This window comes from Stenotrophomonas sp. EMP41 (genome assembly GCF_047495535.1).
Lineage (GTDB): Bacteria > Pseudomonadota > Gammaproteobacteria > Xanthomonadales > Xanthomonadaceae > Stenotrophomonas > Stenotrophomonas sepilia.
Genome location: NZ_CP179923.1, coordinates 1302342 through 1317478 on the forward strand (window position 1 = coordinate 1302342; position 15137 = coordinate 1317478).

17 protein-coding genes are annotated in these 15137 nt (G+C 66.6%); 12 read left to right on the plus strand and 5 right to left on the minus strand.

Annotation, left to right across the window (positions count from 1 at the left end; translation table 11 throughout):
* Positions 1 to 242: 242 nt before the first annotated feature.
* Positions 243 to 1325, plus strand: coding sequence for an ABC transporter ATP-binding protein (locus ACMGRF_RS06010; RefSeq protein ID WP_049413484.1), 1083 nt, complete (start codon positions 243 to 245; stop codon positions 1323 to 1325).
* Positions 1326 to 1399: 74 nt separating this feature from the next.
* Here the strand turns inward: ACMGRF_RS06010 and ACMGRF_RS06015 are convergent, their stop codons facing one another.
* The gene (locus ACMGRF_RS06015; RefSeq protein ID WP_414485705.1) at positions 1400 to 2275 is read right to left on the minus strand and encodes a YgfZ/GcvT domain-containing protein; all 876 of its coding nucleotides are present in this window, start codon (positions 2273 to 2275) and stop codon (positions 1400 to 1402) included.
* 39 nt (positions 2276 to 2314) lie between these two features.
* On the opposite strand from ACMGRF_RS06015, the gene ACMGRF_RS06020 reads away from it, so the two are divergent.
* The 10 genes from ACMGRF_RS06020 to ACMGRF_RS06065 all read left to right on the plus strand — a co-directional run bounded on the left by ACMGRF_RS06020 (position 2315) and on the right by ACMGRF_RS06065 (position 9345).
* The gene (locus tag ACMGRF_RS06020) at positions 2315 to 2485 is read left to right on the plus strand and encodes a DUF1674 domain-containing protein (RefSeq protein WP_005409075.1); all 171 of its coding nucleotides are present in this window, start codon (positions 2315 to 2317) and stop codon (positions 2483 to 2485) included.
* A 56-nt stretch (positions 2486 to 2541) separates the two neighbouring features.
* A complete protein-coding gene (gene sdhC / locus ACMGRF_RS06025) occupies positions 2542 to 2934 on the plus strand; it encodes a succinate dehydrogenase, cytochrome b556 subunit (protein WP_049413479.1) in 393 nt (130 codons plus the stop codon).
* A complete protein-coding gene (sdhD, locus tag ACMGRF_RS06030; RefSeq protein ID WP_005409077.1) occupies positions 2931 to 3317 on the plus strand; it encodes a succinate dehydrogenase, hydrophobic membrane anchor protein in 387 nt (128 codons plus the stop codon). Before sdhC ends, sdhD begins: the two co-directional genes overlap by 4 nt.
* A 31-nt stretch (positions 3318 to 3348) precedes the next feature.
* Positions 3349 to 5139, plus strand: a complete 1791-nt coding sequence (sdhA, locus tag ACMGRF_RS06035) for a succinate dehydrogenase flavoprotein subunit (protein WP_014036803.1) — start codon at positions 3349 to 3351, stop codon at positions 5137 to 5139.
* Positions 5140 to 5205: 66 nt separating this feature from the next.
* Positions 5206 to 5991, plus strand: a complete 786-nt coding sequence (locus tag ACMGRF_RS06040) for a succinate dehydrogenase iron-sulfur subunit (protein WP_005409079.1) — start codon at positions 5206 to 5208, stop codon at positions 5989 to 5991.
* Between the two features lie 98 nt (positions 5992 to 6089).
* Entirely contained in the window at positions 6090 to 6338 is a 249-nt protein-coding gene (locus ACMGRF_RS06045) for a succinate dehydrogenase assembly factor 2 (RefSeq protein WP_049413478.1), read from the plus strand.
* On the plus strand, positions 6289 to 6738 hold the full coding sequence (locus tag ACMGRF_RS06050) for a hypothetical protein (protein ID WP_414485706.1): 450 nt from the start codon (positions 6289 to 6291) through the stop codon (positions 6736 to 6738). Before ACMGRF_RS06045 ends, ACMGRF_RS06050 begins: the two co-directional genes overlap by 50 nt.
* A 23-nt stretch (positions 6739 to 6761) precedes the next feature.
* Positions 6762 to 8003 carry a lipoprotein-releasing ABC transporter permease subunit gene (locus ACMGRF_RS06055; RefSeq protein ID WP_414485707.1) on the plus strand — a complete coding sequence of 414 codons (1242 nt, stop codon included), beginning with the start codon at positions 6762 to 6764 and terminating at the stop codon, positions 8001 to 8003.
* The gene (gene lolD, locus ACMGRF_RS06060) at positions 7996 to 8709 is read left to right on the plus strand and encodes a lipoprotein-releasing ABC transporter ATP-binding protein LolD (RefSeq protein WP_099486934.1); all 714 of its coding nucleotides are present in this window, start codon (positions 7996 to 7998) and stop codon (positions 8707 to 8709) included. Before ACMGRF_RS06055 ends, lolD begins: the two co-directional genes overlap by 8 nt.
* Before the next feature lie 186 nt (positions 8710 to 8895).
* A complete protein-coding gene (locus ACMGRF_RS06065) occupies positions 8896 to 9345 on the plus strand; it encodes a DUF6491 family protein (RefSeq protein WP_111190742.1) in 450 nt (149 codons plus the stop codon).
* Positions 9346 to 9419: 74 nt separating this feature from the next.
* Here ACMGRF_RS06065 and ACMGRF_RS06070 read toward each other — a convergent pair whose 3' ends face one another.
* From ACMGRF_RS06070 to ftsY, 3 genes are all read right to left on the minus strand, one after another.
* Positions 9420 to 9689: an oxidative damage protection protein gene (locus ACMGRF_RS06070; protein ID WP_014036808.1), complete on the minus strand. Its 270-nt coding sequence runs from the start codon at positions 9687 to 9689 to the stop codon at positions 9420 to 9422.
* A gap of 5 nt (positions 9690 to 9694) precedes the next feature.
* The gene (gene mutY, locus ACMGRF_RS06075; protein WP_180881156.1) at positions 9695 to 10819 is read right to left on the minus strand and encodes an A/G-specific adenine glycosylase; all 1125 of its coding nucleotides are present in this window, start codon (positions 10817 to 10819) and stop codon (positions 9695 to 9697) included.
* Between the two features lie 103 nt (positions 10820 to 10922).
* On the minus strand, positions 10923 to 12221 hold the full coding sequence (ftsY, locus tag ACMGRF_RS06080) for a signal recognition particle-docking protein FtsY (protein WP_414485708.1): 1299 nt from the start codon (positions 12219 to 12221) through the stop codon (positions 10923 to 10925).
* A 129-nt stretch (positions 12222 to 12350) separates the two neighbouring features.
* Here ftsY and ACMGRF_RS06085 point away from each other — a divergent pair, with 129 nt between their 5' ends.
* A complete protein-coding gene (locus tag ACMGRF_RS06085) occupies positions 12351 to 12650 on the plus strand; it encodes a hypothetical protein (RefSeq protein ID WP_180881158.1) in 300 nt (99 codons plus the stop codon).
* Between the two features lie 129 nt (positions 12651 to 12779).
* On the opposite strand, the gene htpG is transcribed toward ACMGRF_RS06085, so the two are convergent.
* Positions 12780 to 14669 (minus strand): molecular chaperone HtpG, encoded by a 1890-nt coding sequence (gene htpG / locus ACMGRF_RS06090; RefSeq protein ID WP_100477926.1) that lies wholly within the window; start codon positions 14667 to 14669, stop codon positions 12780 to 12782.
* Positions 14670 to 15137 lie beyond the last annotated feature (468 nt).

Genomic DNA, 15137 nt, shown 5'->3' on the forward strand with positions numbered 1-15137 from the left:
TGCGGAAGACCGTTCCATTCGAAACCACTACCTCGGCGGAACCTTCGTTCAACCGCCGACGCAGATCGGTGCGCACCGATCATCGGATAGTGCCACGTGAAAACGTTTACATGGCAGAATGGGCAACTGTATTCGATTGCAGTGCTCGCCGTCATGCGGCAGGCGCGCAATCATCACTGCCATCGGGAGGGCCGAGGCAGTCCCAAAAGACAGCCCGGCTTCGGGCGGACCGGATAGGTGATATGGCAAAAGTGCAGTTGCAGGGTGTGCGCAAGGTCTACGACAACGGCCAGGTCGCGGTGAAGGACGCCAGCTTCGAGGTCGCCGATGGCGAGCTGATGGTGCTGGTCGGTCCGTCCGGCTGTGGCAAGTCGACCCTGTTGCGGATGGTGGCGGGCCTGGAAGAGATCAGCGGCGGCACGCTGACCATCGGCGATCGCGTGGTCAACGACGTGGCGCCGAAGGATCGCGACATCGCCATGGTGTTCCAGAGCTACGCGTTGTACCCGCACATGACCGTGGCCGAGAACCTGGCCTTCGGCCTGAAGCTGCGCGGGCATGACAAGGCGACCATCGACAAGCGCATTGCCGAGGCGGCGCAGACGCTGGGCCTGACCGAGATGATGGACAAGCTGCCCAAGGCGATGTCCGGTGGCCAGCGTCAGCGCGTGGCACTGGGCCGGGCGCTGGTGCGCGAGCCGGCGGTGTTCCTGCTCGACGAGCCGCTGTCCAACCTCGACGCCAAGCTGCGCCACAGCGTGCGTACCGAGATCGCGCAGCTGCACCGCAAGCTGGGCACCACCATGATCTACGTGACGCACGACCAGGTTGAAGCGATGACGCTGGGCCAGCGCATCGTGGTGCTGAAGGACGGCATCATCCAGCAGATCGATACGCCGATGGCGCTGTACGACCGCCCGGCCAACCTGTTCGTGGCCGGTTTCCTCGGTAGCCCGGCGATGAACGTGCTGCGTGGCACGCTGCAGGGCGATGCCGGCGGCGTGAGCGTGGTCGACGGCGAATGGCGCGCGCCACTGGGACAGGCCACGATCAATCCAGCGTGGCTGCAGAAGCCGATCGCGGTCGGCGTGCGGCCGGAGCACCTGCAGCCTGCTGCTGCCGATGACGCGCATGCGTTCATCGCGCGCATTGAAGGCATCGAGCCGGTCGGCAACGAGATCTTCGTCAATCTGAGCAGTGGCCAGCATGCGCTGACCATGCGCGTGGCACCGCAGGCGCTGCCAGCAGTGGGCGAGCAGATCCGCGTGGCGATTCACCCGCAGGGCCTGCATTTCTTCAACGCAGAGAGCGGCGAGCGCCTGTAACCGGTAGTGCCGGCCGCTGGCCGGCAACCTCAATCATGCGTGGTTGCCGGCCAGCGGCCGGCACTACCACTCATTCAGCGCGCCAGCCCGTCCAGCAACGGCACGCGCTGGGCGGTGGCGCTGCCCACCTGCAGGTCGGCGTCACTGGCTTCCAGCGGCAGCACCGCCAGCGCCAGGTCACCGGCCACGCTGGCGATCGTGCCCAGCGTCGCGCCGTCCTGCAGCACGCCATCGCCGGCCTGTGCCGGTGCCGCGGTGTGTAGCAGCTGCACCGCGCGCTTCGCCTTGCCGAGGAAGTGGGTGCGGGCGACGATTTCCTGGCCCGGGTAGCAGCCTTTCTTCACGCTGTAGCCATTCAGGCGGTCCAGGCCCAGCTGCTGCGGGGTCCACACTTCGCGCTGGCTCTCGTCCAAGCGCGGCAATCCGTAGCGCAGGTCGGCCTGGCGCCAGGCGAGGGCGAAGGCGGCCTGATCGGTTTCGCTGCCGGATGCAACGGCGTCCGCCGCCCCAATGCGCAGGGTGCGCGGCAGGGCGTCGCTGCCGAGGTCCAGCTCCCAGCCGTCACCTGCAGCGCGCGCGATCGCGGCGCCGCTGGCAGCCTCGGGCGCAGTGAACGCACCGGCCACGGCCAGATCGCTGCGCACCTGTACCTTCACCTTGCGACGGAACACGAAGCGCTGCAGTTGCGACGCAATCGCATCGGCATCGCCATCTGCCAGCACCAGCATCACCTGGTCATCAGACAATCGCAGCAGCTGGAACACCGCCAGGGTGCGGCCCTTGGCGCTCAGCCAGGCGCTCCACTGCCAGTGCAGCAGGGGCAGGGCGGTGACGTCGCTGCTGAACTGGGCGTGGGCGAAGACGGCCGCATCCGGGCCCTGCAGGCTCAGCAGCTGGTGGCCGGGCAGGCGCGGATATCCGACGAAAGCAGGGGGCAGGTTGTCAGGCACGTGAACGAGGTCTAAAATTTGTGCGTTGCGAGACCGAACATGATAGGCCAAACAACCCCCACTCCCGACGACGAATCTGAAGCCCCGCTGGTCCCCGCGGCACCCGTGCCCGTGGAACAGGAAAAAGCAGAGGAATTCGGCGGCCGCGGCGGACTTGATCCGGTGCGGTATGGCGATTGGGAGAAAAACGGACGCTGCATCGATTTCTGATCAGCATTGAGCCAACGCGGCCGCGTGCCGCCCAGCCGAGACAACGAGCCCAGCGAATGGCGACCAGACAACGCCCACTTTCCCCGCACCTTCAGGTGTATCGCTGGCAGATTCAGATGGCCACCTCGATCCTGCATCGAGCCACCGGCATCTTTCTGTCTGTTGGTGCCCTCATCATCGCTGCCGGCCTGCTGGCCCTGATGATGGGGCCCGAATCCTGGAACTGCTTCACCGGCCATGCCGGGGCCTGGTATGGCCGCGTGTTCCTGTTCGCGTGGACATGGTCGTTCGCCTATCACCTGTGCAATGGCATCCGCCATGTGGTGCAGGACTTCGCCATCGGCTTCAGCATCCCCGCCTTCATCCGCAGCAGCTGGCTGTCGGTCACCGGCAGCCTGGTGATCACCCTGCTGGTGTGGGCCTATGTGATGTTCGGAGGTGCCGCGTGAGCAAGTTCCGTACCCCGCTGAAGAACGTGCGCGGCCTGGGCTCGGCCAAGACCGGCACCGAGCACTTCGTGCACCAGCGCCTGACCGCCGCCGCGCTGGTGGTGCTGGGCATCTGGTTCCTGGTCTTCGTGCTGGGCCTGCTGGGCTCGGACTACGCGACCGCCGCCGCCGCCGTGGCCAAGCCGTGGAATGCAGTGCCGCTGATCGGCCTGCTGATCGCCATGTTCTGGCACGCGCAGCTCGGCATGCAGGTCGTGCTGGAAGACTATATCCACGAATCGCTGCTGGCCCTGGTGCTGCAGACCGCGGTGAAGTTCGTCGCCGTGCTCGGCATGATCGTCAGTGTGTTTGCGGTGGGCCGCATCGCCCTCGGCGTTGCCTGAGCCCAGGCACCTACACAGGAATCCAGATTAGATGTCCGCTTACAAGATCACCGAACACAAGTACGACATGGTCGTGGTCGGCGCCGGCGGTGCCGGCCTGCGCGCCACGTTCGGCCTGGCCGCCAAGGGCCTGCAGACCGTGTGCCTGACCAAGGTCTTCCCGACCCGTTCGCACACCGTTGCCGCCCAGGGCGGTATTTCGGCCGCACTCGGCAACATGGGCGAGGACGACTGGCGCTACCACTTCTTCGACACCATCAAGGGGTCGGACTGGCTGGGTGACCAGGACGCCATCGAGTACATGTGCCGTGAGGCCATCCCGGCCATCATCGAACTGGAACACTACGGCGTGCCGTTCTCGCGCACCGCCGAAGGCAAGATCTACCAGCGCCCGTTCGGTGGCATGACCACCAAGTACGGCGAAGGCCCGGCGGCGCAGCGTACCTGCGCGGCGGCCGACCGTACCGGCCACGCGATGCTGCACACCCTGTACCAGCAGTCGCTGAAGCACGATGCGCGCTTCATGATCGAGTACTTCGCGCTTGACCTGATCTTCGACGACGAAGGCGCCTGCCGCGGCGTGCTGGCCCTGGACATGTCCGATGGCACGCTGCACCTGTTCCGCGCCCAGGGCGTGGTACTGGCCACCGGCGGCTACGGCCGTGCCTACTTCAGCGCCACCTCGGCGCACACCTGCACCGGCGACGGTGGCGGCCTGGCCATGCGTGCCGGCATCGCCATGCAGGACATGGAGTTCGTGCAGTTCCACCCGACCGGCATCTACGGCGCCGGCTGCCTGATCACCGAGGGTGTCCGCGGTGAAGGCGGCATCCTGCGCAACAGCAGCGGCGAGCGCTTCATGGAGCGCTATGCACCGCACTACAAGGACCTGGCCTCGCGCGACGTGGTCAGCCGTTCGATGACCATCGAGATCCGCGAAGGCCGCGGCGTCGGCGAGCACAAGGACCACATCCTGCTCGACCTGACCCACCTCGGCCCGGGCGTGATCGACGAGAAGCTGCCGGGCATCGCCGAGAGCGCCCGCATCTTCGCCGGCGTCGACGTGCACAAGCAGCCGATCCCGGTCATTCCGACCGTGCACTACAACATGGGCGGCATCCCGACCAACTACCACGGTGAAGTGGTGCAGAAGGTCGGCGACAACGACAATGCCGTGGTGCCGGGCCTGTACGCCATCGGCGAAGCGGCCTGCGTGTCCGTGCACGGCGCCAACCGCCTGGGCTCGAACTCGCTGCTGGACCTGGTGGTGTTCGGCCGTGCGGTGGCCAACCGCTGCGCCGAGACCATCAAGCCGGGTGCCGCGCACAAGCCGCTGCCGGCCGATGCCTGCGACAAGGCGCTGGGCCTGCTGGACAAGCTGCGCCACGCCAACGGCGATACCCCGACCTCGGTCATCCGCGATCGCATGCAGCGCACCATGCAGGCCGACGCGGCGGTCTTCCGTACCAGCCAGACGCTGAAGGAAGGCTGCGAGAAGATGGACAAGATCTTCGACTCGTTCCAGGACGTGAAGGTCTCCGACCGTTCGCTGGTCTGGAACTCGGACCTGATCGAGACCTACGAGCTGAACAACCTGCTGCTCAACGCGGTGGCGACGATCAACTCGGCCGAACAGCGCAAGGAAAGCCGTGGTGCGCATGCGCACGAGGACTATCCGGACCGCGACGACGTCAACTGGCAGAAGCACACCCTGGTCAGCGTCGACGAGAAGGGCAAGTGCAGCTTCGACTACCGTCCGGTGCACATGTACACGTTGACCGACGACGTGTCCGTGGTGCCGCCGAAGCCGCGCGTGTACTGATCCGACCCCGCCTACCATGCAATCCGCGCCCACGGGCGCGGGCCGCCTGAGCCAACGAGAGCAGCCATGGCCGAGTTTTCACTCCCCAAGAATTCCAAGATCACGAAGGGCAAGCACTTCCCCGTCAAGAACGGCGGCAAGAACGTGCGCACCTTCAAGATCTACCGCTGGAGTCCGGACGACGACAGCAACCCGCGCACCGATACCTATGAAGTCGATCTGGATGCCTGTGGCCCGATGGTCCTGGACGCCCTGATCAAGATCAAGAACGAGATCGACCCGACCCTGACCTTCCGCCGCTCGTGCCGCGAAGGCATCTGTGGTTCGTGCGCGATGAACATCGACGGCACCAATACCCTGGCCTGCACCCGAGCCATCTCGGACTGCGGCAAGAAGGAAGTGCCGATCTACCCGCTGCCGCACATGAACGTGGTCAAGGATCTGGTTCCGGACCTGACCCACTTCTACGCGCAGTACGCCTCGATCAAGCCGTGGATCCGCACCCAGACCCCGGCACCGCCGGACCGTGAGCGCCTGCAGTCGCCGGAAGACCGCAAGAAGCTGGACGGCCTGTATGAGTGCATCCTGTGCGCCTGCTGCTCGACCAGCTGCCCGAGCTACTGGTGGAACGGCGAGCGTTACCTGGGCCCGGCAATCCTGCTGCAGGCCTACCGCTGGATCATCGACTCGCGCGATGAGGACACCGGTGCGCGCCTGGACGATCTGGAAGATCCGTTCAAGCTGTATCGCTGCCACACCATCATGAACTGCGCCCGCACCTGCCCGAAGGGCCTGAACCCGGCGCTGGCGATCGCCGAGATCAAGAAGCTGATGATGGAACGCCGCGCCTGATCAGGCCTGGCTGTACCCGGTGGAGCCGCGCTACGCGTGGCTGCACCACCTCAGTAGAGCCACGCCATGCGTGGCTTTGCTGTATCTGGAGAAGCACGATGGAAGACGATGTCCTGCTGAAGAAGCTGCGCTGGCGCTGCCGCCGCGGCATGCGCGAACTGGACCAGCTGTTCGGCCGCTACCTGGACCGTGAGTGGAGCACTGCACCGACCGGAGAGCGCGAGGTTTTCCTGTTCCTGCTCGATTGCGAGGACGATAAGTTGTGGCGCTGGTTCATGGGCTATGAGGCTTGCCCACATGCGCACGCGATCCCCCTCATGCAGAAGATCCTCGCCCTCAAGCCTTGAGTGGCGCCCCTCGCGGCTGCAGGCCGCCGCCCAGTTGGCGGTGCTGCTGGCCTCCCCCTGGTTGTTGCGCGCCTCGGATCTGCCTGCGCGGCTGCTGATGCCCGCGCTGCTGCTGGCCTGGGGCGTCGGCTTGGTCGAACTGGCCTGGCGCCAGCGCAGGCCACGCGTGCAGGTGCGTCTTCCGCCGCTTCCCGGGCCATTGCAGGTGGCCGGGCGGGACGTCGATACGCCACGGCTGGTGGTGCGTGGCCCATGGTTGTTGTTGCTGTGGCGTGAGGATCGGCGCCGCCGGCGCCTGCTGTTCTGGCCGGATGTGCTCGATTCCGGGCAGCAACGTGAACTGCGACTGGCCGTGGCCGCACGCAGCGTTTCCCGTCAGCCCCGGTCGATGGCACCATAAGCTGAATTGACCGGCGTGCCTGCATGTTCAAACCCATTCCCGTGGCCATCGGCCTGCGCTACCTGCGCGCCAAGCGCCGCAACGGCTTCATCTCCTTCATCTCGATGGCATCGATCCTGGGCATCGCGCTCGGCGTTACGGTGCTGATCACCACCCTGGCGGTGATGAGCGGTTTCCAGAAGGAAATCCGCAGCCGCCTGCTGCAGATGACCGCCCATACCACCATCAGCCGCGACGGCGAACCGATGCCGGACTGGATGCGGGTGGTCGACGTGGCCAAGAAGGACCCGCGGGTGGCCGGCGCCGCGCCGTACATCGAGATCCAGTCGATGATCAGCGGCCCGCGCGTGCAGGGCGCGATCATCCAGGGCATCGATCCGGCGCTGGAGCCGAACGTCTCGGTGATCGACAAGAAGGTCACCAAGGGCAGCTATGACAGCCTCAAGCCGGGCAGCTTCAACCTGCTGCTGGGCAAGGAGCTGGCGGTCTGGCTGGGCGTGGACGTTGGCGACCAGGTGCTGGTGACGTTTGCCGAAGTGCAGGGCACGCCGGCCGGCGCGGTGCCGCGGATGAAACGCTTCACCGTCAGCGGCCTCTTCGAGGCCGGGTACAACGAGGTCGATCGCGGCGTCGGCTTCGCCAACATGCAGGACCTGGAGCGTGTTCTGCGCAGTGACGGCGCCACCGGCGTGCGGCTGAAGCTGCACGACATGGACCGCTCGCTGGAAGTGGGCGTGGACCTGGCGCAGAGCCTCGGTGGCGCCTACCGCGTGAGTGACTGGACGCAGCAGAACGCCAACCTCTACCACTCGCTGCGCATGGAGAAGGTGGTGATGGGCATCCTGCTGTCGCTGATCATCGCCATGGGTGCCTTCAACCTGGTGTCCTCGCAGGTGATGCTGGTGACCGACAAGCAGGCCGACATTGCCATCCTGCGCACGCTGGGCCTGACCCCGGGCGGGGTGATGCAGGTGTTCATGGTGCAGGGCTCGTTGATCGGTATCTTCGGCACGCTGGCCGGCCTGATCGGCGGCATCACCCTGACCCTCAACCTGGAACGCATCCTCGGCGCCATCGAAAGCGTGTTCAACGTCAAGCTTCTGCCGGAGGACGTCTATTACATCACCGGCCTGCCGACCGACATGCAGACCGGCGACGTGGTGGCGATCACCGTGGTCGCGCTGCTGATGAGCTTCCTGGCAACCCTGTATCCCGCCTGGCGGGCGGCACGCACCCAGCCGGCGGAGGCCCTGCGTTATGAATAAGGTCGTCAACCGCGGCGATGAAGTGATCCGCGCCGAAGCGCTGGGCAAGACCTATGCCGAAGGGCGCATGCAGACCCCGGTGTTCGATGGGCTGGACCTGACCGTGACTGCTGGCGAGACGGTGGCGATCATCGGCGCCTCCGGTGCCGGCAAGAGCACGCTGCTGCACCTGCTGGGCGGCCTGGACATTCCGACTGCCGGCGAAGTGTATGTGACCGGCCAGCGCATGTCGGCGCTGTCGGATACCGCGCGCGGCCTGCTGCGCAACCAGGCGCTGGGCTTCGTCTACCAGTTCCATCACCTGCTACCGGAGTTCACGGCGCTGGAAAACGCGATGATGCCGGTGCTGCTGGCCGGCACCGCCGTGGCCGAGGCGAGCAGCCGGGCCACTACGCTGCTGGAAGCGGTCGGCCTCGGCCATCGCCTGGACCACAAGCCGGGCGAGCTGTCCGGTGGCGAACGCCAACGTGCTGCAGTGGCGCGCGCGCTGGTCAATCATCCGGCCTGCGTGCTCGGCGACGAGCCGACCGGCAACCTGGATGACCGCACCGCCGGCACCGTGTTCGAGCTGATGCTGGAACTCAACCGCGCGCGCCATACCAGTCTGGTGCTGGTGACCCACGACCGCAGCCTGGCGCGGCGCCTGGACCGGGTGCTGGAGCTGCGCGAAGGGCGCCTGCACGCACTGGCCCACGCCGACGTCTGAGCGCTGGGACCGCTTTGGTGGAAGCCGACCTTGGTCGGCTGCTCCTGCAGGGCAAGCGCCAACCAGGGTTGGCGTCTACCGTGGTCCGCCAGTAGCCGCCGACCGGCGGCTGAATGGGGCGCGAGCCGTCGCGCCGGCATTGCCAGCCCAGGCGCATGATGGCGACAGTTCCCCGAGGAGATCGCCATGAAGACCCCGATGCTGATGGCCGGACTCTGCCTGGCACTGGCCGCCTGTGCGACCACCGGCCGGCTCAGCAGTACCGAGAAACTGGATCTGTACCGTGCCCACGCCGGCGCGCCGCAGAACGACATGCAGTTCTTTGGCAGCCTCAATGGCTGGACCGAGCTGGGCGACAGTGCGCTGGCGGTGTGGACCCGTCCCAGCGAAGCCTATCTGCTGGAGTTGAATGGTCCCTGCCAGGACCTGCCATATGCGACCGCCATCGGCCTGACCAGCAGCATGGGCCGTGTGTCGTCGCGCTTTGACAAGGTGCTGGTGCGCGACCCCACCGGCGGGCCGCGCCTGCCGTGCTTCATCAACAGCATCCGCAAGCTGGACGTGAAGGCCCTGCGCGCGTCCGAGCAGGAACTGCGACAGGCGCAGGTGCAGGAGCGCGAGGAAAACGCGAAATAGCGCGGTAGTGCCGGCCGCTGGCCGGCAACCTGGCATCTGCGCGATGCCGGCCAGCGGCCGGCACTACCTGTGGGTCAGGCTTCCGGGGTGAAGCCGGCGGGCTTTTCCGCGTCCTTCTCGAACAGGAACTTGACCAGTTCGCCTTCAAGGAACGCACGATGTTCCGGCGTGCGCGGCGACAGCCGGTTCTCGTTGATCAGCATGGTCTGGTGGGCTAGCCACGCCGCCCAGGCCTGCTTGCCGATGTTGTTGAAAATGCGCTGGCCCAGCTCGCCGGGGTAGGGCACGAAGTCCAGGCCCTCGGCATCGCGTTGTTCGTACTGGCAGAAGACGGTTCGGGGCATGGGATTCACTCGTGGTTGCGGGGTTTGCTGGAATTTCGTTTCGGCGTCTTGATCGTGGCGCCGTCGAGCAGTTTGCGGATCGGTGCCGGCAGGCCCAATGCGGGCAGCTCGTCGCTGGCGACCCAGCGCAGCGTGGGTTCTTCCACGCGCAGGCCGCGCACCCTCCGTGACAATACCTGCAGGTGCAGCCTGTAGTGGCTGAAGGTGTGCTGCAGCACCGGCAGTTCTTCTGCATCTTCCAGCGAGCCGTCGACATGTGCGTCGAACCAGTCCTGCAGGTCGCTGCCGGCCTCGGCCTGCGGCAGCGTCCACAGCTGCGCCCAGATGCCGGTGTCCGGCCGCTTCTGCAGGAGCACGCGCTGCTGGGCGTCGCGCAGCAGCAGTGCAACTGCTTCGCGTTCGGGCAGGGTCTTGCTGGGCTTGGGCGTGGGCAGTTCAGCGGTGCGGCCTTCGCGCCGCGCCACGCATGCGTCCTGCAGCGGGCAGATCACGCAGGCCGGCTTGGCCCGGCTGCATACCGTCGCGCCCAGGTCCATCTGCGCCTGCGTGTAATCGGCCATGCGCCCGGCTGGCACCTGCGCGACGTGCGCCTCGGCAATCGCCCACAGTTGTTTCTCGATGGCTGGCAGGCCGGGAAAACCGTCGATGCCGTGATAGCGGCTGAGTACGCGCTTGACGTTGCCGTCAAGGATCGCGAACGGGTCGTTCCAGGCTTGGCTGAGGATGGCGGCAGCGGTGCTGCGGCCGATGCCGGGCAGGGCATGCAATGCATCGAAATCGCGCGGCAGGTCGCCGTCGTGCAGTTCCACGCAGCGCTTTGCCGCGGCATGCAGGTTGCGTGCACGGGCGTAGTAGCCGAGCCCGGCCCACTGCGCCATCACCGCGTCATTGCTGGCGGCGGCGAGCTCGGGCAGGGTCGGGAAGTGCTGCAGGAACCGCTGGAAATACGGGATGACCGTGGCCACCTGGGTCTGCTGCAGCATGATCTCCGACAACCAGACCCGGTAGGGGCTGCGCGGGTGCTGCCAGGGCAGGTCATGGCGACCGTGGTCGTCGAACCAGTGCAGCAGGCGGGCGACGAAGTCGTCTTCCTGGGCAGTGTCGGCGCTGGCGTGCGGCTGGCGGTGCATGAGTGTTCCGGAAGGAGGCAGCCACCCATGGGGTGGCTCTGCTTCGCCCTGGTAGAGCCATCCCATGGAGGGCTGCACCAGATTGCGGTGGCTGCGCGATCTATCAGGCGCCCAATGCTTCAGGCAGCAGGGCGTCGACGAAGGCTTCCGGATCGAACACGCGCAGGTCTTCCGGGCGCTCGCCGATGCCGGCGAAGCGGATCGGAATGCCGAACTCGCGGGCCAGCGCGAACACCACGCCGCCCTTGGCGGTGCCGTCTAGCTTGGTCACCACCAGGCCGGTCACGTTCACTGCGGCATTGAACTGGCGCAGCTGCGACAGCGCGTTCTGGCCGGTGGTGCCGTCGATCACCATCAGCACTTCGTGCGGGGCGGTGGGGTCGATCTTGCCGAGCACGCGGCGGATCTTGCCCAACTCGTTCATCAGGCCGGACTGGGTATGCAGGCGGCCGGCGGTATCGGCAATCAGCACCGAGGTGCCGCGGGCCTTGCCGGCCTGCAGTGCGTCGAACGCCACCGAAGCGGCATCGGCGTTCTGCCCCTGCGCGACCACGGTCACGCCATTGCGCTCGCCCCAGGCCTGCAGCTGGGCCACGGCGGCGGCGCGGAAGGTATCGCCGGCAGCCAGCATCAGGCTGTGGCCGTCATCCTTGAAGCGCTTGGCCAGCTTGCCGATGGTGGTGGTCTTGCCGACGCCGTTGACGCCGACGGTGAGCACCACGAAGGGCTTGGCGTTGCGGTCGATCACCAGCGGCTTGGCCACCGGCTGCAGGATCGCGATCAGCTCGGCGCGCAGCGCGGCCAGCAGCGCATTGGCGTCGGCGAACTCGCGCGACTTCATGCGCTTGCGCAGGCCCTCGACCAGATCGGTGGTGGCGCCCACGCCGACGTCGGCGGTGATCAGGGCGGTTTCCAGCTCGTCCAGCAGATCGTCGTCGAGCTTGGGGTTGCGCGAGAACAGGCCGCCGAAGCTGCGCGCGATGACGCTGTTGCGCAGGCGTTCGCGCCAGCCGGGCTTGCCAGCGGGCGCCGGCGGGGCATCCACCAGCGCCGGCAGGTCGGTGGCCGGGGCGGTTGGTTCCTCGACCGGAATGACCGGAGCCAGAGGGGCCAGCACAGCGGCCGCAGCGAGCGCTTCAGCCTGGACGTCCTCGGACGCGGTGGCCGGTTGCGCAGCTGGCACGGCAGGCACTTCGGCGACGGGGGCCTGTACGGCGACGGGGGCCGGTTCCGGTGCAGGCGCCGGTGCCTTGGCTTCGACCACCGAGGCGGTGGGTGCGTCCTCGGCCGGGGCGGCCGACGGGAACGCCGCCGCCAGCTCTTCAGCCGAGTAGTGCTGGGTCTTGGGTGCCTCCGTGGTGGGGGCATCCTGGGGCTTCTTGCGGCGGAAAAAACTGAGCATTGGCAAAAGGCGCTGAAATCAGAGGGATATGCTACCACTCGGGCCTGTCGGGCCGATGTGGACTCAAGGCTGCGGCGTGCCGGCCGTTAACCGGTCAGGAGGGCTGCGGCGTGCGGCCCGGAGACCGCCATGGACAACGTGATTGGAACCGCTCTGGGGGGCATGCGCGCGGCCCAGCAGGGCGTGCAGGTGGCCGCGCACAACGTGGCCAACCTGGCGACCCCCGATGCCCGGCGCCTGCAGGTACAGCGCAGTGCCGCCGAGCAGGGCGGGGTGGCGACGGCGGTGACCACCACCGACCCCGATCCGGGCGCACCGCTGGGCGATCTGCTGGCGGCCAAGGCCGAAGTAGTGGCCTTCGCCGCCAATGCCACGCTGATCCGCCGCCAGGACCAGATGCTGGGGGCGCTGCTGGATCGCGAGGCCTGAACAACCCGCCCTGGTAGATGCCAACCTTGGTTGGCACTCATGGAGCAGTCGAGCATGGCTCGCCCCTACAAAAGCGCGTGAACCAGGGTTGGCCTCCATCAGGGCGCTGCCCGGCACCCGATCTGTCGATCAGGCCGACAACTCCAGCAGCAGCTTGTTCAGGCGCGCCACATAGGCACCCGGGTCCTTCAGGCTGTCACCGGCGGCCAGCGCGGCCTGGTCGAACAGCACCCGGCCGAGGTCGTCGAAGCGCGCGCCATCGGCTTCGGCGTCGAGCTTGGCGATCAGCGGATGGCCCGGGTTGATCTCCAGCACCGGCTTGCTGTCCGGCACCTTCTGCCCGCTGGCTTCCAGGATCTGGCGCATCTGCAGGCCCAGGTCCTGCTCGCCGATGGCCAGCACCGCCGGCGAATCGGTCAGGCGGTGCGACACGCGCACCTCGGCCACTTCGTCACCCAGGACCGTCTTGAGCCGCTCGACCAGGCCCTGCTTGTCCTTCGCTGCCGCTTCCTGTGCCTGCTTGTCCGCATCGGTTTCCAGTGCGCCCAGGTCGAGATCGCCACGGGCGATATCGACGAAGCCCTTGCCGTCGAAATCGGTCAGGTAGCCCATCAGCCACTCGTCGATGCGGTCGGTCAGCAGCAGCACTTCCACGCCCTTCTTGCGGAACACTTCCAGGTGCGGACTGTTGCGCACCTGGCTGTAGCTCTCGCCGGTCAGGTAATAGATCTTGTCCTGGCCTTCGGTCATGCGGCCGATGTAGTCGGCCAGCGACACGGTCTGCGCATCACCGTCGCCACGGGTGGAGGCGAAGCGCAGCAGGCCGGCCACCTTCTCGCGGTTGTTGTAGTCCTCGGCCGGGCCTTCCTTCAGCACCTGGCCGAATTCCTTCCAGAACGTGGCGTACTGCTCGGGCTTGTCGGTGGCCAGCTTCTCCAGCATGTCCAGCGAGCGCTTGGTCAGCGCCGATTTCATCGAGTCGATGACCGGGCCGGACTGCAGGATCTCGCGCGAGACGTTCAGTGACAGGTCGTTGGAATCGACCACGCCCTTGATGAAACGCAGGTACAGCGGCAGGAACTGCTCGGCCTGGTCCATCACGAACACGCGCTGCACGTACAGTTTCAGGCCCTTGGGCGCATCGCGGTGGTACAGGTCGAACGGCGCGCGGCCGGGCACGTACAGCAGCGAGGTGTACTCCAGCTTGCCCTCGACCTTGTTGTGGCTCCACGCCAGCGGCTCGCTGTGGTCGTGCGCCACGTGCTTGTAGAACTCGGTGTACTCGGCGTCGCTGATCTCGGTGCGCGGGCGGGTCCACAGCGCGCTGGCGCGGTTGACGGTCTCCCACTCGACGGCGGCGCCTTCTTCGCCTTCCTTCGGCATCTGGATCGGCAGGCCGATGTGGTCGGAGTACTTCTTGAGGATGCTGCGCAGGCGCCAGCCATCGGCGAAGTCGTGCTCGCCGTCCTTCAGGTGCAGCACGATGCGGGTACCGCGCTCGGCCTTGTCCACGGTGGCCACTTCGAAATCGCCTTCGCCACGCGAGGTCCAGCGCACGCCTTCGGCTGCAGCCAGGCCGGCGCGGCGCGAGGTCACTTCCACTTCGTCGGCGACGATGAAGGCGCTGTAGAAGCCGACGCCGAACTGGCCGATCAGCTGCGAATCCTTCTTCTGGTCGCCGGACAGCTGCCGCAGGAAGTCGCCGGTGCCGGACTTGGCGATGGTGCCGAGGTGGGCGATGGCTTCGGCGCGGCTCATGCCAATGCCGTTGTCTTCGATGGTGATGGTGTGGGCGGCGGCGTCGAAGCTGACGCGCACGCGCAGTTCGCTGTCGCCTTCCAGCAGCGCCGGCTGGGTCAGGGCCTCGAAGCGCAGCTTGTCGGCGGCGTCGGCGGCGTTGGAGACCAGCTCGCGCAGGAAGATTTCCTTGTTGGAGTACAGCGAGTGGATCATCAGCTGCAGCAGCTGCTTGACTTCGGTCTGGAAGCCAAGGGTTTCGGTCTGGGTGGTCTCGGTCATCGATAGGGCTCCATGTGCAATGCCGCGCCAGCGCGTGCGGCCTCGCCAAGGGGTATGGCTGATTGTCCCGAAATCAAGGGGTTGGTCGGCAGGGCTTGCAGCCCTGCACCCGCCGGGGCCGAAGCAACAGCAACAGCAATAGCAACAGCGGGCTATCCTTGGGATGGCGGGGCACTGTGGGTTTGCGGGGACGCCGTAAACCCATCCATGGGGGCTTGGTCGCGGCATCCATGCCGCTCACACCCCGCAAACCCACGGTGCCCCGTCTTCGACAGTTGGCTGGCGGCCAGTAGATCCACGCCATGCGTGGATGAAATCTCTCAGATATCGAAATCCAATCCAGGGTCAGATCCGTTTTCCGCAGGAAAACGGATCTGACCCCAAGAGCCCTTCGGCAGATCGCAGGAAACTGTCGAAGGCGGGGTGGGTCAGGTTGTGGGGGTGTCCGCGGCATGGATGCCGCGGCCA

Bases quoted from the DNA above. Each gene is read 5' to 3' on its own strand.
- ACMGRF_RS06010 (WP_049413484.1), top strand. From the start codon at position 243: ATGGCAAAAGTGCAGTTGCAGGGTGTGCGCAAGGTCTACGACAACGGC.
- ACMGRF_RS06020 (WP_005409075.1), top strand. From the start codon at position 2,315: ATGATAGGCCAAACAACCCCCACTCCCGACGACGAATCTGAAGCCCCG.
- sdhC (WP_049413479.1), top strand. From the start codon at position 2,542: ATGGCGACCAGACAACGCCCACTTTCCCCGCACCTTCAGGTGTATCGC.
- sdhA (WP_014036803.1), top strand. From the start codon at position 3,349: ATGTCCGCTTACAAGATCACCGAACACAAGTACGACATGGTCGTGGTC.
- ACMGRF_RS06040 (WP_005409079.1), top strand. From the start codon at position 5,206: ATGGCCGAGTTTTCACTCCCCAAGAATTCCAAGATCACGAAGGGCAAG.
- ACMGRF_RS06045 (WP_049413478.1), top strand. From the start codon at position 6,090: ATGGAAGACGATGTCCTGCTGAAGAAGCTGCGCTGGCGCTGCCGCCGC.
- ACMGRF_RS06050 (WP_414485706.1), top strand. From the start codon at position 6,289: ATGCGCACGCGATCCCCCTCATGCAGAAGATCCTCGCCCTCAAGCCTT.
- ACMGRF_RS06055 (WP_414485707.1), top strand. From the start codon at position 6,762: ATGTTCAAACCCATTCCCGTGGCCATCGGCCTGCGCTACCTGCGCGCC.
- lolD (WP_099486934.1), top strand. From the start codon at position 7,996: ATGAATAAGGTCGTCAACCGCGGCGATGAAGTGATCCGCGCCGAAGCG.
- ACMGRF_RS06065 (WP_111190742.1), top strand. From the start codon at position 8,896: ATGAAGACCCCGATGCTGATGGCCGGACTCTGCCTGGCACTGGCCGCC.
- ACMGRF_RS06070 (WP_014036808.1), bottom strand. From the start codon at position 9,689: ATGCCCCGAACCGTCTTCTGCCAGTACGAACAACGCGATGCCGAGGGC.
- mutY (WP_180881156.1), bottom strand. From the start codon at position 10,819: ATGCACCGCCAGCCGCACGCCAGCGCCGACACTGCCCAGGAAGACGAC.
- ftsY (WP_414485708.1), bottom strand. From the start codon at position 12,221: ATGCTCAGTTTTTTCCGCCGCAAGAAGCCCCAGGATGCCCCCACCACG.
- ACMGRF_RS06085 (WP_180881158.1), top strand. From the start codon at position 12,351: ATGGACAACGTGATTGGAACCGCTCTGGGGGGCATGCGCGCGGCCCAG.
- htpG (WP_100477926.1), bottom strand. From the start codon at position 14,669: ATGACCGAGACCACCCAGACCGAAACCCTTGGCTTCCAGACCGAAGTC.